This is a genomic window from Ancylobacter vacuolatus, assembly GCF_030813595.1.
GTDB classification, from domain to species: Bacteria; Pseudomonadota; Alphaproteobacteria; order Rhizobiales; family Xanthobacteraceae; genus Ancylobacter; species Ancylobacter vacuolatus.
Genome location: NZ_JAUSUH010000010.1, coordinates 151,856 through 176,909 on the forward strand (window position 1 = coordinate 151,856; position 25,054 = coordinate 176,909).

Genomic DNA, 25,054 nt, shown 5'->3' on the forward strand with positions numbered 1-25,054 from the left:
TTTATGTCTTATTTACCCGTGATGCAAGAGGTTGCCGCAGTCCATGCGCGAGGTTGATGGGGACGGCGTCCACGCGCTCGCTGCGGGTGAAGGTGGCGAGGACGCTGCGGCCGGTGATTTCGGCATCCGCCCGGGCGAGGTCACGGTGGACCTGCCGGATGTGCCCGATGCCGGGCTCTACTTCATCGGCCGCATCCGCACCCCCTGGAGCCGGCGGGCCGACTGCCCGAAGAACGCCCATGAGGCCCATGCGGCGCGGGCGGTCTGCACGGTGGAGATCGACCCTGCCTTCCGGCCGGCGCTGGCGGGGCTGGAGGGCACCACCCATCTGTGGCTGCTCTATTTCATGGACAAGGCGCCGCGAAACCTCGTGGTGCAGACACCTCGCCGCTACGGCACGGGGCGCGGCACCTTCGCGCTGCGCAGCCCGGCGCGGCCCAACCCCATCGCCATGAGCGCGGTGCGGCTGCTTGGTATCGAGGACGGACGGCTGACGGTGATCGGCGCGGACTGCCTCGACGGCACACCGCTTCTCGATATCAAGCCCTATTTCCCCTCCACCGACTGCCACCCCGATGCCATTGTCGGCTGGCACCGCGACCGGGGGGACGAGGCACCGCCGCCCCAAGGCTGAGGTGTGGCCCGGCTGCATCAGCTCCGCGCCACGCGCATGGCAGCCCGGAACCCTCCATTTCGTGAGGGCTTATGGTCTTGAACCTGCCTTGATCCTGCGTCATTCCCCTCGGCAGCAGCAGTGGCGCAGTCCCGCGCCTTCCCGATTCGTTTTAAGGCTTGATGATGCTCGTTCGCCTCGGTTTCGTTCCCGCTGTCGCCTTCTCGGTACTGGCATCGGTCGGCACCGCCGCAGCCCAGTATTATCCCGTCGAAGGCCAGGACCCTGCCGCTCAGGGCGGTTCGGCCTATGACGCGGCGGGAAGCCGCGCGGTCGAGGATGTCGAGGTTCCGGCGGCCTATGATCCCTATGGCGCGCCCGCCAATGGCGCACCGGCCCAGACCTACCAGCAGCCGCAGGCGGCCCATGGCACCCCGCCCGGCGTGCGCGATCCCTATGCTCCGCCGGCCCCCGGCGTCGCGCCGGTCGCCAATGCCCCCTATGCCGACCCCTCGCGCCAGCCCACCGGCTACCCGCCGGGCGCCTATTCCGGCCAGCAGCCGGCCGGCATGGCCTCGCCCTATGGCCAGAACGCCGCCGCGCCAGCCCAGCCCAGCTCTGCCCAGCCGACTTACGGCCAGCCCGCCGCCTATGGCCAGCCGCCGGCCCCCGTGCAGGGCAGCGGCGCCAACACCTATGGCGCCAACGGCTCCAGCGTCGCGATGCTGCCGCCGGAGGACCAACCGGAGGAAGGCCCGCCCAAGGAGCTTCCCGCCCATCTCAAGCACCAGGTGGTCGACTATGTGACGAAGGAGGCCCCAGGCACCATCGTCATCGATACGCCGAACACCTACCTGTATTACGTGCTGCCCGGCGGCAAGGCCGAGCGTTATGGCATCGGCGTCGGCCGCGAAGGCTTCACCTGGGCCGGCGCGGAAAAGATCAGCCGCAAGGCGGAATGGCCGGATTGGCGCCCGCCGGCGGAAATGATCGAGCGCCAGCCCTATCTGCCGCGCTTCATGGCGGGCGGCCCGGGCAACCCGATGGGCGCGCGCGCGCTCTATCTCGGCGGCACGATCTATCGCATCCACGGCACCAACCAGCCCTCCACCATCGGCCAGTTCATGTCGTCGGGCTGCATCCGCATGCTGAACGAGGATGTGGAAGCGCTGTTCGACAAGGTGAAGGTCGGCACCAAGGTCGTGGTGCTGCCGGGCAACCCGCCGGCCACCGCCGCCAACGGCATGCCGGCCACCGCCACCGCGCCGGCCGATACCGGCTTCGCCGTCCGCTGAGCGGGCGCGCCGGCCATGGCCGGCTTGAGACAGAGAAAAGGCCGGATCGCCCCGCGATCCGGCCTTTTGCGTTCAGCCGGTCCACACGCGCTGCGCCGGCACGCGGACGCTTATCGGCGTGCCGGGCTTGAGCGTGCCGGCCCGCTCGACCCAGGCGACCAGCCCGCGTAGCCCTTTCGCCACCTTGGCAAAGCCGAGCTCGGCGCCTTCCTGTCCCGTCTGCGCGGCAATCGCCGCCCCGGCATGGCGGCAGGGCGCGTTCTCCCCCTCGACCACCAGCGCCGCCCCGCCTTCGAAATGCAGCCTTGTGCCCGGCGGCAGGTCGGTGAGTCGCGGCACGCCTTCGATCAGCAGATTGGCGCCGATCCATTCCGGCGCGATCTGCGTCAGGCCGAGACGCCGGGCGATCTCGGCCAGCTCGTCCGGCGCGACCAGCGAGACCTGCCGCGTGTTGCGCAGCCGCGTGCCGCGCGGGTACCACGGCACGCGCGAATCTGCGGCCCGGGAGTGCCCGGCATGGCGATCGCCGACGATGCCTTCCAGCGTGACGACCAGCTGTTCCACTTCGCGTGTGGCAAAGCCCGGCCCGTCGGCGAGAAGCGCCCGCGCCAGGTGCCCGGTCAGGCGACGGCCCGGCACTGCCGCCGGTGCGCCGAACAGGTCGAGCGGGGGGTGATCGGCGGGAGTGCGGGGCGTGCGCGTCATCGCGGGGCCCGGTCAGGGTTCGACATCTGGCTATTCCATGACTACAGCTCGGCAGCGCCTGTCTATACGATAGGGCGCTCGTTCAGGACGAGTCGCTGGAACTCCGGAGGCGGGACGTCGTTACCGCGCTGCCGGCGTAGCGAGCAAGAATGAGGATCGACCACATGGCTTCGCAAACGGGTTCCCTCTCTCCGACGCCGGGCGGCATGGTCGCCGGGCATCTTTCCGAGCTGCGCGCCAAATGGGGGTGGTTCGTCGCCCTCGGCCTGCTGATGGTCATGGCTGGTGCCATCGCGCTCGGCAATCTCGTGCTGAGCACCGTGGTGTCGGTGCTCTATATCGGCGTGATGATGGCCATTTCCGGCGGCGCCCAGGTCATCCATGCCTTCCAGGTCAAGACCTGGGGCGCCTTCGCCTTCTGGCTGCTCGACGGCCTGCTGTTTCTCGCCGCCGGCCTCGTCTGCATCTTCGTGCCGATGGTGGCGGCCGAGTTCCTCACCCTGTTCCTCGGCGTCTCGCTGATCATCGGCGGCGTGTTCCGCCTGGTCGCCGCCTTCCAGCTGCGCCCGGCCGATGGCTGGGGCTGGATCGCCTTCTCCGCCGCCATCGCCGTCCTGCTCGGCATCGAGATCATCGCCGGCTGGCCGGTCAGCGGGCTGTGGGTGCTCGGCCTGCTGCTCGGCATCGACCTGGTGTTCAACGGCATCGCCGTGCTGTTCCTCGGCTTCGGCCTGAAGAAATAGCCCCTGACGGTGCCTGCGCCCCTCGCCGCGACGGCGGACACTCCCGTGGAGCCGGCCGAAAGGCCGGCCCCACCCGCCGCCTCCGGGCGCGACCTGCGGCTCGACCTGTTCCGCGGGCTGGCGCTGTGGTTCATCTTCCTGAATCACGTGCCCAACAATGTCGGCAACTGGATCACCAACCGCAATTTCGGCTTTTCCGACGCCACCGAGATCTTCGTCTTCATCTCCGGCTACACCGCCGCCATGGTCTATGGGCGCCAGCTCGAGTCCAGCGGCGTGCTCGTCACCTCGGCGCGCATCCTGCGCCGGGCGTGGCAGCTCTATATCGCCTTCATCTTCCTGTTCGTGATCTATCTCGCCGAAATCTCCTATGTCGTCGGCAGCTTCGAGAACCCGCTCTATGCCGAGGAAATGGGGGCGCTGCAGTTCCTCGCCGAGCCCGACGTGGCGCTGGTGCAGGCGCTGCTGCTGAAATTCCGCCCGGCCAATATGGACGTGCTGCCGCTCTATATCGTGCTGCTCGCCACCTTCCCGCCGATTCTGTGGGCGCTGAAGCGCTGGGCCGACGCGACGCTTCTCGCCTCCTTCCTGCTCTGGCTGGCGGTTCAGTTCCTCGGCTTCAACCTGCCCGGCTATCCCGACGACCGGATGTGGTTCTTCAACCCCTTCGCCTGGCAACTGATGTTCGTGTTCGGCGGCTGGTGCGGGCTCGGCGGCAGCGACCGGCTGGCGGGACTGGTGCATTCGCGGGTGGTGCTGGTGTTGTCAGTGTTCTATCTCGCGCTGTCACTGGCGGTGGTGACGAGCTGGTACTGGCCGCCACTGGAAGGGCTGGTGCCGCCCGCCATCGGCGACATCATCTACCCCATCAGCAAGACCGACCTCTCGGTGCTGCGCTTCGTGCACTTTCTCGCGCTGGCGGTGGTGGTGGTCAGGCTGATACCGGTGCAGGCGCCGTTTCTGCGCTGGGAAGCCGTGAGGCCGCTGATCATGTGCGGCCAGCACTCGCTGGAAGTGTTCTGTTTCGGCGTCTTCCTTTCTTTTGCCGCACATTTCGTGCTGAACGAGGTCTCCGGCACCGTGCTCATGCAAGTGACGATGAGCCTGTCCGGCATCGCCTTAATGGTAGGTCTCTCGGCATTGCTGTCGTGGTATGCTCGCGCCGAGCGCGACAGAGCGGCGCGCAAGAAGGCTGGCTAGCGCGGTTCGACGTGGAACGCTGGATCTGGGGTATGTTGTTCGCAAGCGTCCTTTCCTTGGGCGGCGCCTCCGGCGTCGCGGCCGAGACGGGGAAGGTTTGCGCGGCGCCGTCCGCCCTCACGCGGGCGGGCTTCCCGCTGCCGCGCCTGGCGCGCTCGCTGGAGAAGAAGGAGCCGACCACCATCCTGGTGGTGAACAGCGCTACCACGACCAAGCGGCCGACTGATGCCGGCACAGCGGGCGGCAAGAGCGTCGCCCTGCGCAGCTTCCCGAGCTATATTGAGGAGACGCTGCGCACCCGCTATCCCGAAGGCGGGGTGGTGGTGACGACCCGCAGCCAGCCGCGCGCCACCGCCGAAACCATTCGCGACGAACTCCCGGCGATGCTGGCGGAAGCCCGGCCGGCGCTGGTGATCTGGCAGACAGGCACCTTCGACGCCATCCTGGGCGCCGAGACCTCCATTTTCTCCGACGCGGTCGACACCGGCATAGGCTATGTCCATGACGCTGGCGCCGATCTCATCCTGGTCAGCCCGCAATACAGCCCGCGCACCGATTTCGCCTTCGATATCGGCGCCTATACCAACGCGCTGCGCTGGGCGGCGCGTCTCGGCGGTGTGCCGTTCTTCGACCGCTACGCCATCATGCACTTCTGGGAAGACGAAGGCATTTTCGACTTCGACACCGCCCGCCCCTCCCCCTCGCTGTTCGACGATGTGCACAGCTGCATCGGCCGTCTTCTGGTCGGCATGATCGTCGATGGCGTCGACCTCAGAACGCTCGGTTCCCGCTAGATGCACCTGCGCCTTCTCGCCCCCCTCGCCTTTTCCGCCCTCCTCGCCGCCGCGCAGCCGGCCGCCGCGCAGACGGTGATGCCGGCCAGTTGCCCGGCGGCGAAGACGCTGGCCAAGCTCAACGCCCCGCTCGCCCGCACCTCGGCCCGGCTGCGCGCCGGCGAGAAGGTGGTGATCGTCGCCATCGGCTCCTCCTCCACCGCCGGGGCGGGGGCGAGCGTGCCCGATGCCGCCTATCCCAACCGGCTGCAGGCGATGCTGCGCGAGCGCTTTCCCGCCGCCGATATCAGCGTCGTCAATCGCGGCATCAATGGGCAGGACGCACCGGAAATGCTGGCGCGCTTCGACACCGATGTCGCGGCGCTGAAGCCGACGCTGGTGATCTGGCAATCCGGGGTGAACGCGCTGTTCCGCGAGGGCGGCCTCGCCGCCGCTGACGCGCTGCTGCACGAGGCGATCGCCCGAGTGAAGGCGATCGACGCCGATCTCGTACTGGTCGACCCGCAATACGCCCCGCGCGTGCTCGCCGACGCCGATAGCGGGCCGATGGTCAACCTCATCGCCAAGGTGGCGGCGGAGGAAGGCGTCGCGGTCTATCCGCGCTTCGCGCTGATGCGCGACTGGCACGAAAAGGCCTCGATGGGCTTCGAATCCTTCCTGTGGAAGGACCAGTTCCACATGAATGACTGGGGCTATAACTGCTTCGCCCGCGACCTCGGCCGCGCCGTCGTCGCCAATATCGACTCGCAGCAGCGCTCCGCCGATGTGGGCGCGCCCGCCAAGCCGATCGCGGCCCAGTCGGTGACGGCGAAGCCGATCGCGGCTCCTGCCGCCCTGCCGGTGTCGGCCAGCGCGGCGCCCTGAGCGAAGCGATCAAGCGTAACCCTGATCGAGGCGGTCAGGCGCGCTCGGAGCCGACAAGCTCAATCGTCGCCCTTGCCGGAAAACGCCCCGCCGAAGCGCTTCATCACCGCGTCGCGGGCCTTGAGCACGCGGCGCTCGTAATCTTCCGCCATCGGCTCGGTCAGCACGCTTTCCAGCCCGGCGAGCAGCGCCCACAGAGCGGGAATCTCCGCCTCGTCCTCGATGAAGTCGGCCATCGCCTCGCCATCGGCGTCGTCCACCGTGCGCGAGAGGAACTCGAACAGCACGACGGCGACCGAGCGGTCGATGACAAGCGTGATTTCGTCGTCCGGCGCCTCGGCCATGGAATGTCCCCGTGCGAGATGTTTCCTTCCTATCGTCCGGCCACGCCGCGATGACAAGTCCCGGGGGACCTGTCACGCCGCCCGGATGATATCCGCCCGGCTTGCATTCGGCGCCACGCCGTGCTGACCCTTGCGCGAAACCGGGGAGAGCTATGATGGCGGCAGCGGACGATCTGAGGACGGTCAGGGATTTCGTGCGCTATGGCGTCAGCCGCTTCACCAAGGCCCGGCTGGCCTTCGGCCATGGCACCAGCGAGGCACTTGATGAGGCGGCCTTCATGGTGCTGGAGGCGCTGCATCTGCCGGTGGACGACCTCTCGCCCTGGCTCGACGCGCGGCTGACCGCCGAGGAGCGCGCGCATCTGGCCGACCTGATCGAGCGGCGTTGCACCACCCGCCAGCCAGCCGCCTATCTGCTCGGCAAGACCTATATTGGCGGCGTGCCGTTCCGCTCCGATCCGCGCGCCATCGTGCCGCGTTCCTTCATCGGCGAATTGATGGCCGGCGAGCTGTTCACCGGCGGCGACTTCTCGCTGGTGCCCCAGCCGGAAAGCGTCGGCCGCGTGCTGGACCTGTGCACGGGCTCGGGCTGCCTCGCCATTCTCGCCGCCATGACCTTCCCCAATGCGCAGGTGGATGGCGTCGACCTCTCGCCCGACGCGCTCTCGCTTGCCGCCGAGAACGTCGCGGAGCACGAACTGACCGCGCGCGTTCGGCTGATCGAGGGCGATCTGTTCGGCCCTCTGGCGGGCGAGATCTACGACCTCATCATCACCAACCCGCCCTATGTGGATGAGCAGGCGATGGCGGCGCTGCCGGCGGAATACCGCCACGAGCCGAGCCTCGCCTTTGCCGGCGGGCCGGACGGGCTCGACATCGTCCGCCGCATCCTTGCCGAGGCGCCGGCGCATCTGACGCCCGGCGGCGGCCTCATCTGCGAATTCGGCACCGGCAAGGAGATATTGGAGGCCGAATACCCCCATCTGCCCTTCCTCTGGCTCGACACCGAGGACAGCGAGGGCGAGGTATTCTGGCTTTCCGCCGCCGACCTCGCGGTCAACGCCGATCTGCGCGTCATCAACCGCATGCCGCGCTGAACCCGCTTCGTCATCCCGGAACGGCCTTGGGCCGTATCCGGGATCGGTCGCCGCGCCTCAGCCGCCCTTCTTCATATGGGCCAGCACGGCCGCGTCCGGCCAGCAATCCAGCGGCAGGCCGTTCGCCTTCTGGTAGGCGCCGAGCGCGGCGCGGGTCTTCATGCCGGCCTTGCCGTCGATCTTGTCGGCATAGAAGCCCTGGCTCGCCAGCACCTTCTGCATGAATTCGAGATCGCGCGTCTTCACCAGCGCAATCTTCTCCCAATCATGGGCGAAGGGCCGGTCGTCCTCGATGCGGTCGGCGAGATGGCCGACATAGAGCACATAGAGATCGGCGAAATTGTAGCTCTTGAGCACGAAGTAATTGGCCGGCGTCAGGAAAGCCGGCCCATAGGGACCGGCCGGCATGATGATGGAAGCCTCGTCCTTCAGCGCGGAAGGCGCCACCCGGCGTCCGTCGGCGATCTTGACTCCCCGCTTCAGCCACTCGCCGATGGGGAGCGTGACCTCGGGTTCGGCCTTTGTGCAATCGAAGCCGGGCGGGACGGTGATCTCATAGGCCCAGCGCTTGCCGCTCTGCCAGCCCTTTTCCTTGAGCAGGCTGGCGGTGGCGGCCAGCGCCTCCGGCACATTGGTCCAGATATTGGCGGTGCCGTCGCCGTCGAGATCGACCCCATAGGCGAGATAGCCGGTGGGCAGGAACTGGGTGAGCCCCATCGCCCCGGCCCAGGAGCTTTTCATCCCGGCGCGGGTGACATGGCCCTCGTCAAGGATCTTCAGCGCGGCGAGAAACTCGGCCCGGAACTCCTCCTTGCGGCGGCCGACATAGGCCTGTGTCGCCAGCACGCGCAGCGCGTCATGGCTGAGCTTGGCTCCGCCATAGGAGGTCTCGCGCGCCCAGATGGCGAGCAGGATCGGCCCCGGCACGCCGAACTGGCGCTCGATGGCGGCCAGCTCCGCGCGGTACTGCACCGCCAGTTTGCGCCCGCGCGCGGCATAGGCGGCGATCGCCTTGTCGGAGACGTAGTCGGCGGGGGTCTGCACGAATTCCGCCTGCCGGTCCGGCGCCTTCGGCTTACCGGGCAAAGCGAGGTCGGGCAGCGAGAAGTCCGGCTCCAACCCGGCGGTCTCGCGCTCGAAAGTGGCGCGGGAAATGCCCATGGCCTGCGCCGCCGGCCATTGCGCGGCGAGCCAGCGCTCAAAGCCGGCATCGGCGAGCGCCGGCCCGGCGAGGACGAGAAGCGTGAGGGCGGCGGCGAGAAGGGGGCGGCGGAGCAAGTGGATCATGCCCCTGAGATAGCGCAGATCGCGCCCGCTGCGAATGACGGCCGTGCCGGGCCGCTCAGCCCACCGCGACGATGAACAGCCGGGGAAAGCGCAGCAGCACCTTTCCGTCGACCCGGGCGGGATAGGTCTGCGCCAGCCGCGCCGTGTAGTCGGCGAGGAAGGCGGCGCGCTCGGCCTCATCAAGCGGCGCGAGATAGGTGCGCAGCCCCGTGGAGCGGAACCACTCGGCAATGGCCGGCGCGCCTTCCAGCGGGTGGTTGTAGAGCGTGTGCCAGATGTCGACATGGCGGGCCAGCGGCGCCAGCCGGTCGTAATAGGCGCCGACGCTGGGTAGCCGGTCACGCGCCACCCCGGCCACGCGGTCCGCCCACGGGCCGGCAGCGGCCGCCTCTTCCATCAGCAGATGCGAGGGCTCGTTCACATTATCAGGCATCTGCAGCGCCAGCACCCCGCCCTGCGGCAGTGCTGCCAGCAGCCGGGCCAGCACGTCGAGATGAGCCGGTACCCACTGGAACACGGCATTGGCGAAGAGAAGCTGGGTGCCCTCGGGCGGCTGCCAGGTGGCGAGATCGCCCAGCTCGAAGCGCGCGCCCGGCAGGCGGGCGCGGGCCTGTTCGATCATGGCGGGGGAATTGTCGACGCCGATCACCTCGGCCTGCGGCCAGCGCTGGGCCAGCAGTTCGGTCGAATTGCCGGGCCCGCAGCCGAGATCGACCACGCGGCGGGGCCGCTCCAGCGGCACCCGCGCGAGCAGATCGCGCGGCGGCCGGGTGCGCTCGTCCTCGAATTTCAGATAGAGGGCGGGGTTCCAGTCTTCGGCCATGACGTGCCTCCCCTTTCACCGCCGACCCTCACGGCAGGCGAACCTCTCCACCTCATCCCCGGGCTCGACCCGGGGATCCATGCGTGCGCCCGCCGCCACGCGGCCGGGCTGGGTCCCCGGGCCAAGCCCGTGGATGAGGGAAGGCAGGCCCTTCCCCTCCCCCAAAGCCGTCCTCCCGCTCAGCGCGTCAGCTTCTTGTGCTTCATCCGATGCGGGATGATCTCTTCGACGCCGAGGCGGCGCTTCTTGTCTTCCTCATAATCGTGGAAGTTGCCTCGCACCACTCGACATGGCCGTCGCCCTCGAAAGCCAGTATGTGGGTGGCATCGATGGATCTCTCGGTCTTGGCGATAAGTCAGCAACCGACCCTAACCGAACATCCCCGGTGGCACCTCTGCCGGGACTTACGCCACGCCCGGGGACAAGATCGATGCAAGCGGTCAGGAAAAACTGCCGATACTGTTACCGTCGTCAGCGTTTACGGTGTCTTGCTCCGTCAAATCCGCCACGATCACAGCCCGCAAGACAGGGGCATTCCACGGCCGTTTCAACCCCTCGCTCTTCTCCTGTGCTTCTGAGGCCTTGTTCTGATGAGCGACCGGCTCTAACTTCATTGGCCCCGAAACTCCAAAACTAAGTACGAAACGGTACAATATTACAATTGGGCACGCAAGAAAAAGCCGTGCCGGAGTTTAAGGGGAAGGTGGGCTTCCGCCCGTGGCGGCTACATCGAAAGATCGCCCAGCTCGAGGCGGGCGGGCGGGTGCGCTCATCCTCGAAGGAGAGATAGAGGGCGGGGTTCCAGTCGTCGACCATCGCCAGCTCCCTTGCTCTCCCGCCCACGCACTAGGAGAACCGGTCGACGTCACCCCGCCGGCGTCATCCCGGAAGGGCCGTCAGGCCCTGTCCGGGATCGTATGCCACCTGTCGAGCGCGCGATCCCGGCTCTGCGCTGCGCGCCGGCCGGGATGACGTACCCCCTCAGCGCGTCAGCTTCTTGTGCTTCATACGGTGCGGGACGATCTCGTCCACGCCGAGGCGGCGCTTCTTGTCTTCCTCATAGTCGTGGAAATTGCCCTCGAACCACTCGACATGGCCATCGCCCTCGAAGGCCAGCATATGGGTGGCGATACGGTCGAGGAAGAAGCGGTCATGCGAGATGATGACCGCGCAGCCGGCGAAGTCTTCCAGCGCCTCTTCCAGCGCGCGCAGCGTCTCGACGTCGAGATCGTTGGTCGGTTCGTCCAGCAGCAGGACGTTGGCGCCCTGCTGGAGAATCCGGGCGAGATGCACGCGGTTGCGCTCACCGCCCGAGAGCATGCCGACCTTCTTCTGCTGGTCGCCGCCCTTGAAGTTGAAGGCGCCGCAATAGGCGCGCGAATTGATCTCGCGCTTGCCGAGATACAGCACCTCATTGCCGCCGGAGATTTCCTCCCACACGGTCTTCTTGTCGTTCAGCGCGTCGCGGTTCTGGTCGACATAGCCGAGCTGGACGCTCTCGCCGACGGTGATCGAGCCGGCATCGGGCGTCTCCAGCCCGTTGATCATGCGGAACAGCGTCGTCTTTCCGGCGCCGTTCGGGCCGATGACGCCGACAATGCCGCCCGGCGGCAGTTTGAAGGAGAGGTCGTCGATCAGCAGCTTGTCGCCAAACGACTTGGTGAGACCGTTAAACTCGATGACGTTGTTGCCGAGCCGCTCGGACACCGGAATGACGATCTGCGCGGTGGTCGGGCCCTTCTCGGACGCCTTCTTCACCAGGTCGTCATAGCGCTGGATACGCGCCTTGTTCTTGGCCTGACGGGCCTTCGGGGAGGCCCCCATCCACTCCGCCTCGGAGGCGATCGCGCGCTGGCGGGCCTCGTCCTCGCGATTTTCCTGCGCCATGCGCTTGGCCTTCTGCGCCAGCCACGAGGAATAGTTGCCCTCATAGGGAATGCCGCGGCCGCGATCGAGTTCGAGGATCCAGCCGGTCACATTGTCGAGGAAGTAGCGGTCATGGGTGACGATCAGGATCGCGCCGGGATAGCTGCGCAGATGGCCTTCGAGCCAATTGGTGGTCTCGGCGTCGAGATGGTTGGTCGGCTCGTCCAGCAGCAGCAGCTCGGGCTGCGAGAGCAGCAGCTGGCACAGCGCCACGCGGCGCCGCTCGCCGCCGGAGAGCTTCGACACGTCGGAGCCCTCCTCGGGGCAGCCGAGCGCGTCCATCGCCTGGTCGACCTTGCTGTCGAGGTCCCACAGGCCCTGGCCTTCGATCTCGTCCTGGAGGGCGGTCATCTCGTCCGCCGTCTCCTCGGAATAGTTCATCGCCAGTTCGTTGTAGCGGTCGAGAATGCCCTTCTGCTTGGCGACGCCGAGCATCACGTTCTCGCGCACCGAGAGCGTCGGGTCGAGCAGCGGCTCCTGCGGCAGGTAGCCGACGCGCGCGCCTTCCGCGACCCAGGCCTCGCCGGAGAAGTCCTTGTCCATGCCGGCCATGATCTTGAGCAGCGTGGACTTGCCCGAGCCGTTGGCGCCGAGGATGCCGATCTTGGCGTCGGGGTAGAAGGAGAGGTGCACATTGTCGAGCACCTTCTTGCCGCCCGGATAGGCCTTGGACATGCCGTGCATGTGGTAGACGTACTGATAGGAAGCCATGTACCAAATTCCTGCGCTTCGGGCCGAGCCGAGATCGGGCCGCGAGGCCGCGGCGTCATGCGGTGTGGGTTGCGCGCTATGTAAACCGCGCACCGTTGAGCGGCAAGGCCGTCCCGCAAAGACCCGCCTATCTTATGGTTCCACGCGGCGCAGGGGCGTCGCTCAGCGCGCCTGAACGGCGTCGCCCCGCCTGCGTTTACGGCCGGCCACGGGCGGGCCAATCGGCTTTTTCGCCCAAGGTATTGGAACGCCTCTGTTCCTCGGGCGTTGACAGCTGCCGGCACGCACGCCGGGCGCAACTCACTATCTTCTTACCTCAAGAAGCCGGAACCGGGCGGGTATACCGACAGCATGGCGACAGCACCAACCGAACCCCTCTCCCTGCTTCCCCGCCCCGACTGGGCTCTCTTCCTCGATATTGACGGTACGCTGATCGAGCACGCCGACCATCCCGAGGGCGTGAGCATCCCTACCGGCCTACCGGACCTGCTGGCGCAGCTGCAAGTGGCGCTGGACGGCGCGGTGGCGCTGGTTTCGGGGCGCACCATCGACTGGATGGACCGCCGCTTCGCCCCCGCCCGCCTCGCCGCCTCCGGCCAGCATGGGGCCGAGGTGCGCCTTGCTCCCGACGCGCCCTCCGTGCCGATTCCCCTGCCGCGCTGGCGCCGACCGCTGGAAGAGGCGCTGAGCGCCGTCCTCGCCACCTGGCCCGGCGTGTTCATCGAGCACAAGCCGCTGTCGCTGGCGGTGCATTTCCGCGCCGTGCCGGATTTCGGCGAGGCGATCATGGACAAGGTGATGGAGATCGGCACCGGCATTGATGGCGGGGTCGAGTTTCTCAAGGGCAAATATGTCATCGAGGTCCGGCAGGCCGGCCGCAACAAGGGTACGGCGGTGGCCGAGCTGATGAACTCGGCGCTGTTCACCGGCCGCCGCCCGGTGTTTCTGGGCGACGATGTGACCGATGAGGACGGCTTCCGCGCCGTCCGCGCCGCTGGCGGCCTCGCCCTTGCCGTCGGCGCCCGCCCGACCGAGCAGGCCGATTACAGGCTGGCCTCGCCGAGCGAGGTGCGCCGCTGGCTGACCGACCTTCCCAAGGCACTGGAGCGCGTGGATTCGTGAGCACCCATCTCGACCTGGCCGCCATCGGCAACGGCACCATCGCCGCGCTGATCGACCGCAACGGGCGCATCGGCTGGTGCTGCTGGCCGCGCATTGACGGCGACCCGGTCTTCTCCTCGCTGCTCGGCGGCGCCGAGCCGGAAGCCGGCTTCTTCGACGTGGTTCTGGAGGGGCAGGTCAAGGCGACGCGCCGCTACCAGACCAACAGCGCCATCATCGAGACCATTCTGGAGAACGACCAGGGCGCCAAGCTGCGGATCATCGACTTCGCCCCGCGCTTCAAGCTCTATGACCGTATCTACCGCCCCGCCATGCTGGTGCGCCGCATCGAGCCGATCACCGGCATGTGCCGGGTGACGCTGCGCCTGCGCCCGCATTTCAACTGGGGCGAACAGCGGCCCGCGCCGGTGCGCGGTTCCAACCACATGCGCTTTTCCGGCGACGACGTGACCCTGCGGGCCACCACCGACCTGCCCATCGTCTATGTGATGGAGGAGCGCCCCTTCGTGCTCAGCAAGCCGGCGACGCTGGTGCTGGGGCCGGACGAGCCCTTCCCCGCGAGCATTGCCGACACCACGCGCGGCTTCGAGGAGAAGACCCGCGAGTACTGGCACGAATGGGTGCGTTACCTCTCCATTCCCTATGAATGGCAGGACGCGGTGATCCGCGCCGCCATCTCGCTCAAGCTCTGCGCCTTCGAGGAGACCGGCGGCATCGTCGCCGCGCTCACCACCTCGATTCCCGAGGCGCCGCACTCGATCCGCAACTGGGACTACCGCCACTGCTGGCTGCGCGATTCCTATTTCACCGTGCGGGCGCTGAACATGCTCGGCGCTACCCGCACCATGGAAGACTATATCCGCTACCTCACCACGGTGATCGCCTCCGAGCCCTCCGGCCGGCTGGCGCCGGTCTATTCGATCGTTCCAGGCACGCCGCTGGAGGAGCGCTTCGCCCCGGCGCTTTCCGGCTTCCAGGGCATGGGGCCGGTGCGGGTCGGCAACCAGGCCGGCGAGCAGGTGCAGAATGACGGCTATGGCCATGTCGTGCTGGCGGCGGCGCAGATGTTCTTCGACGAACGCCTGCCCAACCGCGGCGACAAGGCGCTGTTCGAACTGCTGGAAGGGGTTGGCGCGCGGGCGGTGGAATTCGCCTTCGAGCCCGACGCCGGCCTGTGGGAGTTGCGCGGCAAGCGCCGGGTGCACACCTTCTCGGCTGTCATGAGCTGGGCCGCCTGCGACCGGCTGGCGCGCATCGCCCGGGTGCTGGAGCTGCCCGAGCGGGCGGAATTCTGGACCGAGAACGCCAACGAGATCCGTACCCGCATCATGTCCTTCGCCTGGGACGAGACACGCGGCTCCTTCGTCGACGCGGAGGAAGACGGCCAGCTCGACGCCAGCCTGCTGCTGCTGGCGGAACTGGGCTTCGTGCGGCCGGACGATCCGCGCTATGTCGCCACGGTGGAGACCATCGGCCGCGAGCTGAAGCGCAACGGCTATCTCATGCGCTATGCCGGCGAGGATGATTTCGGCCTGCCGGAAACCTCCTTCACCATCTGCTCGTTCTGGTATGCCGGCGCGCTCGACCTGATCGGCCGCCGCGACGAGGCGCGCGAGATGTTCACCAGCCTGCTCGCCCGGCGCAACCCGGCGGGGCTGCTGTCCGAGGACATCGACAACCAGACTTTGGAACTGTGGGGCAACATCCCGCAGACCTATTCCATGGTCGGCCTGATCGACACCGCCATGCGGCTGTCGAAGACCTGGGAGGAAGCCTTTTGGCGCGGCTCGTAATCGTCTCGAACCGGGTGGCATCGCCCAAGGAGCGCGCCGCCAAGGCGGGCGGACTGGCGGTGGCCCTGCGCGAGGCGCTGAGCCAGCGTGGCGGGCTCTGGTTCGGGTGGAGCGGCGAGACCGAGATCAACCCGCCCGACACGCCCAAGGTGTTTCGTTCGGGCCGCGTCACCTATGCCCTGCTCAATCTCGACCCGGAAGACCAGCGCGCCCATTATGCCGGCTACGCCAATGGCACGCTGTGGCCGCTGTGCCATTACCGGCTCGGCCTGCTGACCTTCCGACGCGCCGACTGGGAAGGCTACCGGCGGGTGAACGAGCATTTCGCCCGGGCTCTGCTGCCGCTGCTCAAGCCGGACGACAACATCTGGGTGCACGACTATCATTTCATCCCGCTGGCGGCGGAGCTGCGCAAGCTCGGCTTCGCCGGACGGATCGGCTATTTCCACCACATTCCCTGGCCGACCCCGGAAGTCTATCTCAGCCTGCCCTCGCATGCGGCGTTGGTGGACGACCTCTCGCATTACGACCTTGTCGGCCTGCAGACCGAGAACGACGTGCGGGCGCTGCTGACCTACATCTCCTCCGAGGTGCATGGCTGGATCGCCCCGGGCGGCACGGTGGGGCTGAAGGACCGGCGCTTCCGCGTCGCCGCCTACCCGATCGGCATCGATGCCGAGGCCTTCGTCAGCGATGCCCGGAAGTCGGTCGGCAAGGACGAGGAGCGGCGCCTCAATGAGAGCCTCGCCGGCCGCAGGCTGGCCGTGGGCGTGGACCGGCTGGACTATTCCAAGGGCCTGCCCGGCAAATTCGCCGCTTTCGGCGAGTTGCTGCGCAGCTACCCCGAGCACCGCTCCAAGGTGACGATGATGCAGGTGGCGCCGCTCTCGCGCAGCGAGGTGGCCGAATATCAGGCGCTGCGCCGCGAGCTGGAGGAGCTGGGCGGCGCGATCAATGGCGAATTCGCCGAATTCGACTGGGTGCCGCTTCGCTACCTCAACCGCCCGTTCCAGCGCGCCACGCTCGCCGCCATCTACCGGCGCGCCCTGGTGGGGGTGGTGACGCCGCTGCGCGACGGCATGAACCTCGTCGCCAAGGAATATGTCGCGGCGCAGGACCCGGAAGACCCGGGCGTGCTGGTGCTCTCGCGCTTCGCCGGCGCGGCCGACGAATTGAAGGGCTCGCTGCTGGTCAACCCCTACGACATTGAGGGCATGGCGGCGGCGATGGACCGGGCGCTGACCATGCCGCTGGAGGAGCGCCGGCAGCGCTGGCGCACCAACATGGACAATGTGGAGACCAACACCATCCACCATTGGTGCCAGCGCTTCATCGACGAACTGACCAACGTCACCGACCAGTTCGGCCCCCCGGGCGACCAATGGGGCAATGCCCGGCCGCAGTGAACCGGAGCGGTGCTGGTCGAGCCAGATTGCCTTGGATAGGGGAGTCTGAGATTATCAGGACGCAACTCTAGTCGTCTGTGAAAATGACACGTTATGGTTTTTGCGGCCTCAAGGTCATCGCCGGCTTCACCGCTGCGCTGGCATTTTCAACCCTGTTGGCCTTTGCGCAAACCGATGCCACGCCGCCATCGCCCCGCAAGGGGATCGTCATTTGGGACGTCCCGGCGTTCGATGCCCTGCCGGATGATGAGAATGGCCCGCTCGCCCGCTATGGCCGCTCCATCATCGAGGCCACTTACGCGCATATTGGGCCGGAAGCCGTCAATCCCGAAGCCCGTTATGCCGGTAATAATCTGGCCTGCGCCAATTGCCACCTGCACGCTGGACTGAAGAAATTCGGCCTTCCTTTGGTTGCAGCGTCCGCCGACTACCCCGCCTACAGCTCGCGGACCGGCACGGTCAGCTCGATCTTCGACCGGGTGAACCAGTGCCTGAAGCGCAGCATGAACGGACGGCCGATGCCGGAGGATGAGCGGCCGATGCAGGCGATCCTCGCCTACCTCAAGGTCCTCTCGACCCATATTCCGACCGAGGCGACGATCGTCGGTGCCGGAGCGGGGTCCATGCCGGAGATGGATCGCGCGGCGGACCCGTCGCGGGGGGCCGCGGTCTATGCCCACACCTGTGCGGACTGCCATCGCCGTGATGGCCTGGGCGTCCGGCGCAACGAGGCGCTGCCGAACATGGGCTATGCCGTCCCGCCCTTGTGGGGCCCGGACAGCTTCAACGATGGAGCGGGCACCGCGCGGCTGATCACGCTCGCCAACTTCGTCCATGACAACATGCCGAACGGGACTTCATGGATCGCCCCGACGCTCGCGCCGGAAGACGCCTGGGACGTGGCGGCATTCGTGCTGTCGCAACCTCGGCCCCAACTGGCTGGGATTGATCGCGATTTCCCCGACCTGCTGCTGAAGCCGGTGGATGCGGGCTATCCGCCCTACGCCGACAGCTTCTCTGTGGAGCAGCATCGCTTCGGCCCCTTCGCCCCGATCCGGGCGGAAATAGCCCGGCTGAGGGAAACGCGCGGCGAGGTGCCCAATCCCAACAGCCCGTAACTGGGACGGCATGACGGGCGAGGCCGGGAACGTCCGGGAGTGCCGCGGGATGAAGACGGCTGCATTTAATCGGCATCCCACGACCTCGGACTCCACCTAAACCCCCGCCTCATGTGGTCCGATCAGCCGCCCGACATCCGGCAGCCAGCGGATCGCCATGGCGAAGCGCTTGGTGGCCCCCGGCGCGATCAGCGACAGGCCCGGCTTCTCCGTGAACTCGGCAGGGCCGTCCTCGGGCGAGGCATAGCCGGCCCAGGGCTCGATGCACAGGAATGGCGCGCCGGGCTTCGACCACAGGCCGAGATGCGGCATGTCGGGGAAGGCGACTTCCAGCCCCGGCTCGCCCGGCACGCCGAAGCGCACATGGTGCGAGCGCAGATCGAGGAAGATCAGGGCGTCGCGCTCGAACAGCGCATCGGTCGGCTCGAGGATCGCGTCCACCGCCGGGTTCGGCTCGGTGGCGGTGGAGAGCAGGCCGCCCACCGGGCGGTGGATGGCTTCGGCTTCCGCTTTTTCGAACACCAGCCGGTGATCGTCCCGCGTGCCGCCATAGGGCAGCGGCCAGCGGAAGGCCGGGTGGAAGCCGACGCTCGCCGGCAGCTCCCCCTCGCCGGTATTGGCCACCTCGACCTCAATGGTCAGCGTCGCCTCGGCCAGCCGGTAGGTGACGGTGAGCGAGAACGGGAACGGGTACTGCTTGCGCGTCTCCTCGTCATCGTGAAGCGCAAGCCGGACGACCTGCTCCGTCGCCTCCTCAAGGGTGAAGGCGCGGCGGCGGGCGAAGCCGTGCTGGGCCATCGGGTAGACCTTCCCGTCATGCAGCAGTTGGTCGTTCGGCAGCCGCCCGACAATGGGGAAGAGCAGCGGCGCGCGGCCGGTCCAGAAGGCCGGGTCGCCGTTCCACAGCAGGTCATGCCCGTGCCGGTCCCGCAAAGCCACCATCTCAGCGCCCTGGGGCGAGATCTCGACCTCAAGGAATTCCGATTTCAGCCGCACCGCACCCTCGCTCATACCAATCCCCGTCTCGACTTCGCCCAAGATCAGGTCTAACGGGACCTTGCGGATAAACGATTCCGCGCGCCCGCCACCCTCATCGTCCGGTTCCCATCATGGCCCAGACTCTCGGCCCTGTCGCCGCGCTCCTGCTCGGCGTGTTCTTTCTGGTAACCGGGAGCGGCCTGCAGAACACGCTGCTACCGCTGCGCGGCGCCTTCGAGGGCTTCAGCGCGATCAATCTCGGCATATTGGGGTCGAGCTATTATCTCGGCTTCGTCGTCGGCTGCCTCGCCGTGCCGCATCTGGTGCGCCGCACCGGCCATATCCGCGCCTTCGCCGCCCTCACCTCCGGCGTGGTGGCGGCGATGATGGCGCATCCCTTGTTCATCGAGCCCTTCACCTGGTTCGCGCTGCGCACCGTCACCGGCTTCTGCTTCGCCGGGCTCTATCTGGTGATCGAAAGCTGGCTGAACGACCGCGCCACCAACCAGACGCGCGGCTTTGTCATGAGCGCCTATGTCATCGTCGATTATGCCGCGCTCACCGCCGGCCAGATGATGATCACGCTCTACCCGGTGCGGGCCTTCGACCTGTTCGCCATCGCCGCCATCCTGTTCTCGCTGGCGACGCTGCCGGTGGCCATCGCCTCCAGCAGCCAGCCGGCGCCGATCGAAACCGCGCGCATCCGCCTGCCGCGCCTGTTCAAGGCCGCGCCGGTGGCGATGGTCGGCTGCTTCGCCATCGGCCTCACCAATGGCTCGCTCTGGTCGCTGGGGCCGATCTTCGGCATCGGCCGGGGGCTGACCTCCGACGGCGCCGCGACCTTCATGAGCGCCGTCGTGGTGGCGGGCGCGCTGGCGCAATGGCCGATCGGCTATCTCTCCGACCGCATGGACCGCCGCCGCATCCTCGCCGCGTTGCTAGTGGGGGCGCTGCTGGCCGGGCTGGCGCTGGGGGCGCTGCCTTTCGACCTGCTCGGCCTCAGCCTGCTGGGCATGGTGTATGGCGCGCTCTCGCTGCCGGCCTATTCGCTCGCCGCCGCCCACGCCTATGACCGCACCGCCCCTTCCGAAGCGGTGGAGACGGCGGCGGGGCTGCTGCTGCTCTATGGCCTTGGCTCGGTGGTCGGTCCGGCGCTGGCGGCGCTCGGCATGCAGCATTACGGGCCGGGCGCGCTGTTCTTCTTCACCGCCGGCGCCTATGGGCTGCTGCTACTGTTCGTGCTCTGGCGCATCCTGCTGCGCGAGCGAGGGCGGCAGATCGACACCAAGAGCGAGCCGATCGCCTCGGCGGCGACCGGCACCGTGCCCCGGCCGGACAAGGAGCGCAAAGAGGCGCCGCTGGCGCGGCTCAAGCGCTGGCGCCGCGCCACGTCGCCCGCTCCGGCCCGCCCTGCCGCGACCAAGCCCGCCCCCACGCCCGCACCGGAAAGCCCGGCTTCGGCCGAGGACTTCCCTTCGCCGCAGGACGGACGTTCCGACGGGGCCTGAGCGGCACGGGAACCGATGCAGCACCCGTGCGTTGATACCGCACCCGCCACCCGCGCCTCCGGGGACTTTCGCATGATCAAATACGCCTTGATCTTCCTGGTGATTTCGATGATCGCCGGCGCCGTCGGCATGACCGGCGTCTCGCAGCTCGCCCGCAAGATCTCGCTGGTGCTGTTTGGGCTGTTCTTCCTCGGCTTCCTGCTGCTGATCGGCTTCGCCATGCTGGTCGACAAGGCGGTCTCATAACAGGATCAGGCGCCCAGCCTTTCGCCCGCCGCGGCCCAGTTCACCCGCTCGTCCAGCAGCGCCTTGATGTGGGCCGTCCGCCGGTTTTCCCAGTCGAGATAATAGGCGTGCTCCCATACATCGATGCCGACAACCGGGGTGACGCCTTCGGCGATCGGATTGCCAGCATCGGCGAGGCCGATCACGTCGAGCTTGCCGTCATCCTCCACCAGCCAGACCCAGCCGGTGCCGAACACGCCGTCGCCGATCTCGACCATGCGCGCCTTAAGCGGCTCAATCCCGCCGAAATCCCGCTCGGCCGCCTCCAGCAGGGCCTTTGAGGGTGGCGTGGGGCCGCCGGCGAATTGTGCCCAGTAGAAATTGTGATTCCAGGCCTGACCGGCATTGTTGAAGACCGCCGCCTCGCTCTGCTCCTTCGCCCTCACGATCACCTCCTCGAGCGACAGATCCGCATAGGGCGTGCCGGGCACAAGGCCGTTCAGCTTGTCGAAATAGCCCTTGTGATGCTTGTGGAAATGCAGGCCCACGGTGCGGGCGGAGATGGTCGGCGCCAGCGCGCCCTCGTCATAGGGCAGCGTGGGCTGGGCGAAAGGCGCGGCGGCGCGGGCGAGGTGCGGCCGGCCGACGGCGGCGGCCGCGAGCATCGTGCCGGTGGCGGCGAACAGGGTACGGCGATTCAGCATGGACGGGCTCCCTTCTGAAGCCAGCCCCCCGCCTGCCAATCGCCGGGCGTGCAAATCGTTCCGCCCGACGCGCCGCGTGGTTTGACCTAGCGCAAGGCGCGGTTCGGCTGCGCCGCTAGCCTGCTGGAAAACCACCAGGAGGATACCATGTCGACCGAGACCCTGTTTTTCGTCGCCGCCATCGTGATCGCCTTCAGCGGCTTTGCCGCCACGCTGGCCTATGTCGAAGCCTCGACCAAGTCGGTGCGCCGCACCAACCACCCGATCCCCGGGGAGTGAGCGGCCGGCGCCGCGCGGTCTATCGACGTCCGCCCCAAACAATGGTTGTATTACGCGCTAATACAACCATTGGGGCGTTCTATGTCGAGCAAGAGCATCAAGCGCGTGCAGGAAGCGTTGAAGGCCAAGGGTTACGACCCCGGCGAGGCGGACGGCATATGGGGCCGGCAGTCCATCGCTGCCCTCAGGAAATTCCAGGCCGCCACCGGGCTGGAGGTTGACGGCATTTTCGGGCCGCTCTCACGCGCCAAACTGCTGGGCGCGGACGCGCCGGAGCCGGCGGCGGACGATCCCGAGGGTCTCGTGTGGTTCGAGCAGGCGCTCAGTCTCGTCGGCACGAAGGAGAAGCCCGGCCCTGGCAACAGCAACCCGGTCATCCTCGGCTTCGCCAAGGGCCTCAACATCGACTACAAGGACGACGATATCCCGTGGTGCGGGCTGTTCGTCGCCCATTGCATCGGCGCCACCCTGCCGGAAGAACCGCTGCCGCGCGGCCCGCTGTGGGCGCGCGGCTGGCTTGGCTTCGGCAAAAAGACCGATCCGCGCCTCGGCGCCGTGCTCGTCTTCTGGCGCGGCAGTCCCAAGGGCGACCAGGGCCATGTCGGCTTCTATCACGGCGAGGATGACGACGCTTATCACGTCCTCGGCGGCAACCAGTCCAACATGGTGAACAAGACACGGATCGCCAAGAATCGCCTCCTTGAGGCGCGCTGGCCGACAACAGCGGCGAGCCTGCACAGCAACACAGTGCAGACCGCCACGGGCGATGTAGGGCTCAGCCACAACGAGCAATAAGGCCGGTGCGCACCGGGCGGGGGCACGCGATCGCGCCTCCTCCCGGGCATGCCAAATGCACCTCTGCGGGCCGTTCGACGCCCTTTTGCCGCGCCGTCACTGGCGCGGCGGCCGGTAGTGGGCTAGAGAACAGTGGCCAGCGCGAGCCTGGCCGTAAGCGTCCAACGTCAGGCAACGCATCCAACCCGGTCTCGGCCGGCCGGATGCGCATGGCGATCCGGACCCGCCGAGACCATCCGACGAGGATGGCCTATGCCAAAACCCGCTTCGCCAAAACCCGCTTCCCCTTCCCGCAAGCTGCCGGCGCGCTACGCCGCCATCGTCCTGCCGTTCGTGCTGTCGGTGCTGATGACCTTCGTAGTCTCGGCCATCGCAACCCTGCGCAGCCTCGGGCCCGGCCCCGACTTCCTCGCCACCTGGCCGGTCGCCTGGGGCCTGTCATGGCTGGTCGCCTTTCCCACACTCCTGCTCGTGCTGCCGGTGGTCCGGCGCATCGTCGGCCTCGTGGTGGAGGCGCCCAGCCGCTGAGACAAAAGAAAAGGCGGCCCGCAGGCCGCCTTTTTTGATTCGGAGACGGTGCGCCTCAATTGTCGAGGAAGCTGCGCAGCTTGCGCGAGCGCGAGGGGTGCTTGAGCTTGCGCAGCGCCTTGGCCTCGATCTGGCGGATACGCTCGCGCGTCACCGAGAACTGCTGGCCGACCTCTTCCAGCGTGTGGTCGGTGTTCATGCCGATGCCGAAGCGCATGCGCAGCACGCGCTCCTCGCGCGGGGTGAGCGAGGCCAGCACGCGGGTGGTGGTCTCGCGCAGATTGCTCTGGATCGCCGCGTCGATCGGCAGGATGGCGTTCTTGTCCTCGATGAAGTCGCCGAGATGGCTGTCTTCCTCGTCGCCGATCGGCGTTTCCAGCGAGATCGGCTCCTTGGCGATCTTGAGGACCTTGCGCACCTTCTCCAGCGGCATGCCGAGCTTTTCCGCCAGCTCTTCCGGGGTCGGCTCGCGGCCGATCTCGTGCAGCATCTGGCGCGAGGTGCGGACGATCTTGTTGATCGTCTCGATCATGTGCACCGGAATGCGGATGGTGCGGGCCTGGTCGGCGATCGAACGGGTGATCGCCTGCCGGATCCACCAGGTGGCATAGGTCGAGAACTTGTAGCCGCGGCGGTACTCGAACTTGTCGACCGCCTTCATCAGGCCGATATTGCCTTCCTGGATCAGGTCGAGGAACTGCAGGCCACGGTTGGTGTATTTCTTGGCGATGGAGATGACGAGGCGCAGATTGGCCTCCACCATTTCCTTCTTGGCCTGGCGGGCTTCCTTCTCGCCCTTCTGCACCATCTGGACGATCTTGCGGAATTCCTGGATCTCCAGCCCGGTCTCGGTGGCCAGAGCGTGGATTTCCGAACGCAGGTCCTTGATGCCGTCGAGCTCCTGCCCGACAAAGCCCTTCCAGCCGCGCGAGGTCAGGTTCTTCACCCGGGCGACCCATTTCGGGTCGAGCTCTGAGCCCTGATACTGGCGCAGGAAGTCCTCGCGCGAGACGCCGAAGCTCTCGGCCAGGCGCATCAGCCGGCCCTCGAGCGAAACGAGGCGCTTGTTGATGTCGTAGAGCTGCTCGACGAGGTTGTCGATGCGCGCCTGATTGAGCGACAGCGACTTCACGTCGACGATCAGCGCGTCCTTCAGGCTCTTGTATTTGCGGTCCTGCGAGGGCGAGAGGCTCTCGTTCTTGAGCTTGGACTCGACGTTCTGGTCCTGCAGGCGGCGCAGCTTCTTGTAGGCGTCGGCGATGCGGTCGAAGGTTTCCAGCACCTTCGGCTTGATCTCGGCTTCCATCGCCGCCAGCGACAGGGAATTTTCCATGTCGTCGTCATCGTCGCCGGCAATGGTCTCGCCAATGGTCGGCTCGCGCTCTTCCTCGGCCTCGGGGGCCAGCGTGCCGCCGCCCTCGACGATCGGGCCGTTCTTGGCCTCGGGGCCGGCATAGGTGGCTTCAAGGTCGATGATGTCGCGGAGGAGCACCTTGCCCTCCACCAGCTCATCGCGCCAGATGATGATGGCCTGGAAGGTCAGCGGGCTCTCGCACAGGCCGGCGATCATCGCCTCGCGGCCGGCTTCGATCCGCTTGGCGATGGCGATTTCGCCCTCGCGGGAGAGCAGCTCGACCGAGCCCATCTCGCGCAGATACATGCGGACGGGGTCGTCGGTGCGCTCACCCGGCTCGGACTTGGTCTCGGAACGGATGACCGTGCGCGAGCCGGTCTCGGCCAGCTCGCCGCTTGTCTCTTCCTCTTCCTCGGCCGCCTCGGGAGCGGCTTCCTCGCCCTCCGCCTCGGCCTCGGCCTCTTCGGCCTCGACGACATTGATGCCCATCTCGTTGAGCATCGCGTAAATGTCCTCGATCTGGTCCGAGGTGTTCTGTTCGGAAGGGAGAACCTCGTTCAGCTCGTCATAAGTCACGTAACCGCGCTTCTTGGCGAGCTTGATCATCTTCCGGACGCCAGCGTCCGAAAGGTCCAGCAACGGGCTGTCCGGGGTGTCGCCTTCCTTCTCGGGGGCTTCCGTCGCTTCCGCTGCCTGCTTCGCCATGCGTGTGTGCTCCTCAAGCGCCAGCGACCTGCGTCCCGGCGTGCGATGGCGGCCCTCGCGGAACCACCCTTCGATCGTTCAACCCGGCGTCCCGCACAGTGCCCGGCGCGAGACGCAAACAGGGCCACGCGCACCAC

Annotated in this window: 24 protein-coding genes; 16 read left to right on the forward strand and 8 right to left on the reverse strand. The window is 67.3% G+C overall.

The window, feature by feature from the left end:
• The first annotated feature begins 43 nt into the window (after positions 1-43).
• Both tsaA and J2S76_RS18805 read left to right on the forward strand, forming a co-directional pair.
• On the forward strand, positions 44-634 hold the full coding sequence (gene tsaA / locus J2S76_RS18800) for a tRNA (N6-threonylcarbamoyladenosine(37)-N6)-methyltransferase TrmO (protein WP_307062930.1): 591 nt from the start codon (positions 44-46) through the stop codon (positions 632-634).
• Positions 635-795: 161 nt separating this feature from the next.
• Positions 796-1,908: a L,D-transpeptidase gene (locus tag J2S76_RS18805; protein WP_307062932.1), complete on the forward strand. Its 1,113-nt coding sequence runs from the start codon at positions 796-798 to the stop codon at positions 1,906-1,908.
• Between the two features lie 72 nt (positions 1,909-1,980).
• Here the strand turns inward: J2S76_RS18805 and J2S76_RS18810 are convergent, their stop codons facing one another.
• The gene (locus J2S76_RS18810; RefSeq protein ID WP_307062934.1) at positions 1,981-2,613 is read right to left on the reverse strand and encodes an MOSC domain-containing protein; all 633 of its coding nucleotides are present in this window, start codon (positions 2,611-2,613) and stop codon (positions 1,981-1,983) included.
• Between the two features lie 164 nt (positions 2,614-2,777).
• Between J2S76_RS18810 and J2S76_RS18815 the strand changes: the two genes are divergently transcribed.
• Genes J2S76_RS18815 through J2S76_RS18830 form a run of 4 tightly spaced genes read left to right on the forward strand, consistent with a single transcriptional unit; the run spans position 2,778 to position 6,214 of the window.
• Complete coding sequence (locus J2S76_RS18815; RefSeq protein WP_307062936.1) at positions 2,778-3,356, forward strand: HdeD family acid-resistance protein; 579 nt, start codon at positions 2,778-2,780, stop codon at positions 3,354-3,356.
• A 45-nt stretch (positions 3,357-3,401) separates the two neighbouring features.
• Positions 3,402-4,556 (forward strand): OpgC family protein, encoded by a 1,155-nt coding sequence (locus tag J2S76_RS18820; protein ID WP_307062938.1) that lies wholly within the window; start codon positions 3,402-3,404, stop codon positions 4,554-4,556.
• Positions 4,557-4,588: 32 nt separating this feature from the next.
• Positions 4,589-5,350: an SGNH/GDSL hydrolase family protein gene (locus J2S76_RS18825; RefSeq protein WP_307062940.1), complete on the forward strand. Its 762-nt coding sequence runs from the start codon at positions 4,589-4,591 to the stop codon at positions 5,348-5,350.
• Complete coding sequence (locus J2S76_RS18830; protein WP_307062943.1) at positions 5,351-6,214, forward strand: SGNH/GDSL hydrolase family protein; 864 nt, start codon at positions 5,351-5,353, stop codon at positions 6,212-6,214.
• 59 nt (positions 6,215-6,273) lie between these two features.
• Here J2S76_RS18830 and J2S76_RS18835 read toward each other — a convergent pair whose 3' ends face one another.
• A complete protein-coding gene (locus J2S76_RS18835) occupies positions 6,274-6,558 on the reverse strand; it encodes a hypothetical protein (protein WP_131835905.1) in 285 nt (94 codons plus the stop codon).
• A gap of 155 nt (positions 6,559-6,713) precedes the next feature.
• Here J2S76_RS18835 and prmB point away from each other — a divergent pair, with 155 nt between their 5' ends.
• Positions 6,714-7,655: a 50S ribosomal protein L3 N(5)-glutamine methyltransferase gene (prmB, locus tag J2S76_RS18840; RefSeq protein ID WP_307062946.1), complete on the forward strand. Its 942-nt coding sequence runs from the start codon at positions 6,714-6,716 to the stop codon at positions 7,653-7,655.
• Positions 7,656-7,712: 57 nt separating this feature from the next.
• On the opposite strand, the gene J2S76_RS18845 is transcribed toward prmB, so the two are convergent.
• From J2S76_RS18845 to ettA, 3 genes are all read right to left on the reverse strand, one after another.
• Positions 7,713-8,942 (reverse strand): lytic murein transglycosylase, encoded by a 1,230-nt coding sequence (locus J2S76_RS18845; protein ID WP_307062948.1) that lies wholly within the window; start codon positions 8,940-8,942, stop codon positions 7,713-7,715.
• Between the two features lie 55 nt (positions 8,943-8,997).
• Complete coding sequence (tam, locus tag J2S76_RS18850) at positions 8,998-9,765, reverse strand: trans-aconitate 2-methyltransferase (RefSeq protein ID WP_307062951.1); 768 nt, start codon at positions 9,763-9,765, stop codon at positions 8,998-9,000.
• Positions 9,766-10,746: 981 nt separating this feature from the next.
• Positions 10,747-12,402: an energy-dependent translational throttle protein EttA gene (gene ettA / locus J2S76_RS18855; RefSeq protein WP_307062953.1), complete on the reverse strand. Its 1,656-nt coding sequence runs from the start codon at positions 12,400-12,402 to the stop codon at positions 10,747-10,749.
• Between the two features lie 351 nt (positions 12,403-12,753).
• On the opposite strand from ettA, the gene otsB reads away from it, so the two are divergent.
• The 4 genes from otsB (at position 12,754) to J2S76_RS18875 (ending at position 17,841) form a co-directional block, all read left to right on the forward strand.
• On the forward strand, positions 12,754-13,524 hold the full coding sequence (gene otsB / locus J2S76_RS18860) for a trehalose-phosphatase (protein WP_307062955.1): 771 nt from the start codon (positions 12,754-12,756) through the stop codon (positions 13,522-13,524).
• Positions 13,521-15,317, forward strand: coding sequence for a glycoside hydrolase family 15 protein (locus J2S76_RS18865; RefSeq protein WP_307062958.1), 1,797 nt, complete (start codon positions 13,521-13,523; stop codon positions 15,315-15,317). The genes otsB and J2S76_RS18865 overlap by 4 nt, the downstream gene beginning before the upstream one ends.
• Positions 15,302-16,723: an alpha,alpha-trehalose-phosphate synthase (UDP-forming) gene (gene otsA, locus J2S76_RS18870; protein ID WP_307062960.1), complete on the forward strand. Its 1,422-nt coding sequence runs from the start codon at positions 15,302-15,304 to the stop codon at positions 16,721-16,723. Before J2S76_RS18865 ends, otsA begins: the two co-directional genes overlap by 16 nt.
• A gap of 83 nt (positions 16,724-16,806) precedes the next feature.
• Positions 16,807-17,841, forward strand: coding sequence for a c-type cytochrome (locus J2S76_RS18875; protein ID WP_307062962.1), 1,035 nt, complete (start codon positions 16,807-16,809; stop codon positions 17,839-17,841).
• A 96-nt stretch (positions 17,842-17,937) separates the two neighbouring features.
• On the opposite strand, the gene J2S76_RS18880 is transcribed toward J2S76_RS18875, so the two are convergent.
• Complete coding sequence (locus J2S76_RS18880) at positions 17,938-18,852, reverse strand: aldose 1-epimerase family protein (RefSeq protein WP_307062964.1); 915 nt, start codon at positions 18,850-18,852, stop codon at positions 17,938-17,940.
• A gap of 98 nt (positions 18,853-18,950) precedes the next feature.
• On the opposite strand from J2S76_RS18880, the gene J2S76_RS18885 reads away from it, so the two are divergent.
• Positions 18,951-20,327, forward strand: coding sequence for an MFS transporter (locus J2S76_RS18885; RefSeq protein WP_307062966.1), 1,377 nt, complete (start codon positions 18,951-18,953; stop codon positions 20,325-20,327).
• A gap of 72 nt (positions 20,328-20,399) precedes the next feature.
• A complete protein-coding gene (locus J2S76_RS18890; RefSeq protein WP_307062968.1) occupies positions 20,400-20,573 on the forward strand; it encodes a DUF1328 family protein in 174 nt (57 codons plus the stop codon).
• A gap of 5 nt (positions 20,574-20,578) precedes the next feature.
• Here the strand turns inward: J2S76_RS18890 and J2S76_RS18895 are convergent, their stop codons facing one another.
• Positions 20,579-21,256, reverse strand: a complete 678-nt coding sequence (locus J2S76_RS18895) for a superoxide dismutase (RefSeq protein ID WP_307062970.1) — start codon at positions 21,254-21,256, stop codon at positions 20,579-20,581.
• 147 nt (positions 21,257-21,403) lie between these two features.
• Here J2S76_RS18895 and J2S76_RS18900 point away from each other — a divergent pair, with 147 nt between their 5' ends.
• The 3 genes from J2S76_RS18900 (at position 21,404) to J2S76_RS18910 (ending at position 22,858) form a co-directional block, all read left to right on the forward strand.
• A complete protein-coding gene (locus J2S76_RS18900; RefSeq protein WP_307062972.1) occupies positions 21,404-21,535 on the forward strand; it encodes a hypothetical protein in 132 nt (43 codons plus the stop codon).
• Between the two features lie 81 nt (positions 21,536-21,616).
• On the forward strand, positions 21,617-22,330 hold the full coding sequence (locus tag J2S76_RS18905; RefSeq protein ID WP_307062974.1) for an NlpC/P60 family protein: 714 nt from the start codon (positions 21,617-21,619) through the stop codon (positions 22,328-22,330).
• Between the two features lie 252 nt (positions 22,331-22,582).
• Positions 22,583-22,858 (forward strand): DUF2798 domain-containing protein, encoded by a 276-nt coding sequence (locus J2S76_RS18910; protein ID WP_307062975.1) that lies wholly within the window; start codon positions 22,583-22,585, stop codon positions 22,856-22,858.
• Between the two features lie 55 nt (positions 22,859-22,913).
• Here the strand turns inward: J2S76_RS18910 and rpoD are convergent, their stop codons facing one another.
• The gene (gene rpoD / locus J2S76_RS18915; protein WP_018387037.1) at positions 22,914-24,917 is read right to left on the reverse strand and encodes an RNA polymerase sigma factor RpoD; all 2,004 of its coding nucleotides are present in this window, start codon (positions 24,915-24,917) and stop codon (positions 22,914-22,916) included.
• Positions 24,918-25,054: the final 137 nt, after the last annotated feature.

Excerpts from the sequence above, each read along its gene's own strand:
- tsaA (WP_307062930.1), top strand. The coding sequence starts at position 44 with ATGCGCGAGGTTGATGGGGACGGCGTCCACGCGCTCGCTGCGGGTGAA.
- J2S76_RS18805 (WP_307062932.1), top strand. The coding sequence starts at position 796 with ATGATGCTCGTTCGCCTCGGTTTCGTTCCCGCTGTCGCCTTCTCGGTA.
- J2S76_RS18810 (WP_307062934.1), bottom strand. The coding sequence starts at position 2,613 with ATGACGCGCACGCCCCGCACTCCCGCCGATCACCCCCCGCTCGACCTG.
- J2S76_RS18815 (WP_307062936.1), top strand. The coding sequence starts at position 2,778 with ATGGCTTCGCAAACGGGTTCCCTCTCTCCGACGCCGGGCGGCATGGTC.
- J2S76_RS18825 (WP_307062940.1), top strand. The coding sequence starts at position 4,589 with ATGTTGTTCGCAAGCGTCCTTTCCTTGGGCGGCGCCTCCGGCGTCGCG.
- J2S76_RS18830 (WP_307062943.1), top strand. The coding sequence starts at position 5,351 with ATGCACCTGCGCCTTCTCGCCCCCCTCGCCTTTTCCGCCCTCCTCGCC.
- J2S76_RS18835 (WP_131835905.1), bottom strand. The coding sequence starts at position 6,558 with ATGGCCGAGGCGCCGGACGACGAAATCACGCTTGTCATCGACCGCTCG.
- prmB (WP_307062946.1), top strand. The coding sequence starts at position 6,714 with ATGGCGGCAGCGGACGATCTGAGGACGGTCAGGGATTTCGTGCGCTAT.
- J2S76_RS18845 (WP_307062948.1), bottom strand. The coding sequence starts at position 8,942 with ATGATCCACTTGCTCCGCCGCCCCCTTCTCGCCGCCGCCCTCACGCTT.
- tam (WP_307062951.1), bottom strand. The coding sequence starts at position 9,765 with ATGGCCGAAGACTGGAACCCCGCCCTCTATCTGAAATTCGAGGACGAG.
- ettA (WP_307062953.1), bottom strand. The coding sequence starts at position 12,402 with ATGGCTTCCTATCAGTACGTCTACCACATGCACGGCATGTCCAAGGCC.
- otsB (WP_307062955.1), top strand. The coding sequence starts at position 12,754 with ATGGCGACAGCACCAACCGAACCCCTCTCCCTGCTTCCCCGCCCCGAC.
- J2S76_RS18875 (WP_307062962.1), top strand. The coding sequence starts at position 16,807 with ATGACACGTTATGGTTTTTGCGGCCTCAAGGTCATCGCCGGCTTCACC.
- J2S76_RS18880 (WP_307062964.1), bottom strand. The coding sequence starts at position 18,852 with ATGAGCGAGGGTGCGGTGCGGCTGAAATCGGAATTCCTTGAGGTCGAG.
- J2S76_RS18885 (WP_307062966.1), top strand. The coding sequence starts at position 18,951 with ATGGCCCAGACTCTCGGCCCTGTCGCCGCGCTCCTGCTCGGCGTGTTC.
- J2S76_RS18890 (WP_307062968.1), top strand. The coding sequence starts at position 20,400 with ATGATCAAATACGCCTTGATCTTCCTGGTGATTTCGATGATCGCCGGC.
- J2S76_RS18895 (WP_307062970.1), bottom strand. The coding sequence starts at position 21,256 with ATGCTGAATCGCCGTACCCTGTTCGCCGCCACCGGCACGATGCTCGCG.
- J2S76_RS18900 (WP_307062972.1), top strand. The coding sequence starts at position 21,404 with ATGTCGACCGAGACCCTGTTTTTCGTCGCCGCCATCGTGATCGCCTTC.
- J2S76_RS18905 (WP_307062974.1), top strand. The coding sequence starts at position 21,617 with ATGTCGAGCAAGAGCATCAAGCGCGTGCAGGAAGCGTTGAAGGCCAAG.
- J2S76_RS18910 (WP_307062975.1), top strand. The coding sequence starts at position 22,583 with ATGCCAAAACCCGCTTCGCCAAAACCCGCTTCCCCTTCCCGCAAGCTG.
- rpoD (WP_018387037.1), bottom strand. The coding sequence starts at position 24,917 with ATGGCGAAGCAGGCAGCGGAAGCGACGGAAGCCCCCGAGAAGGAAGGC.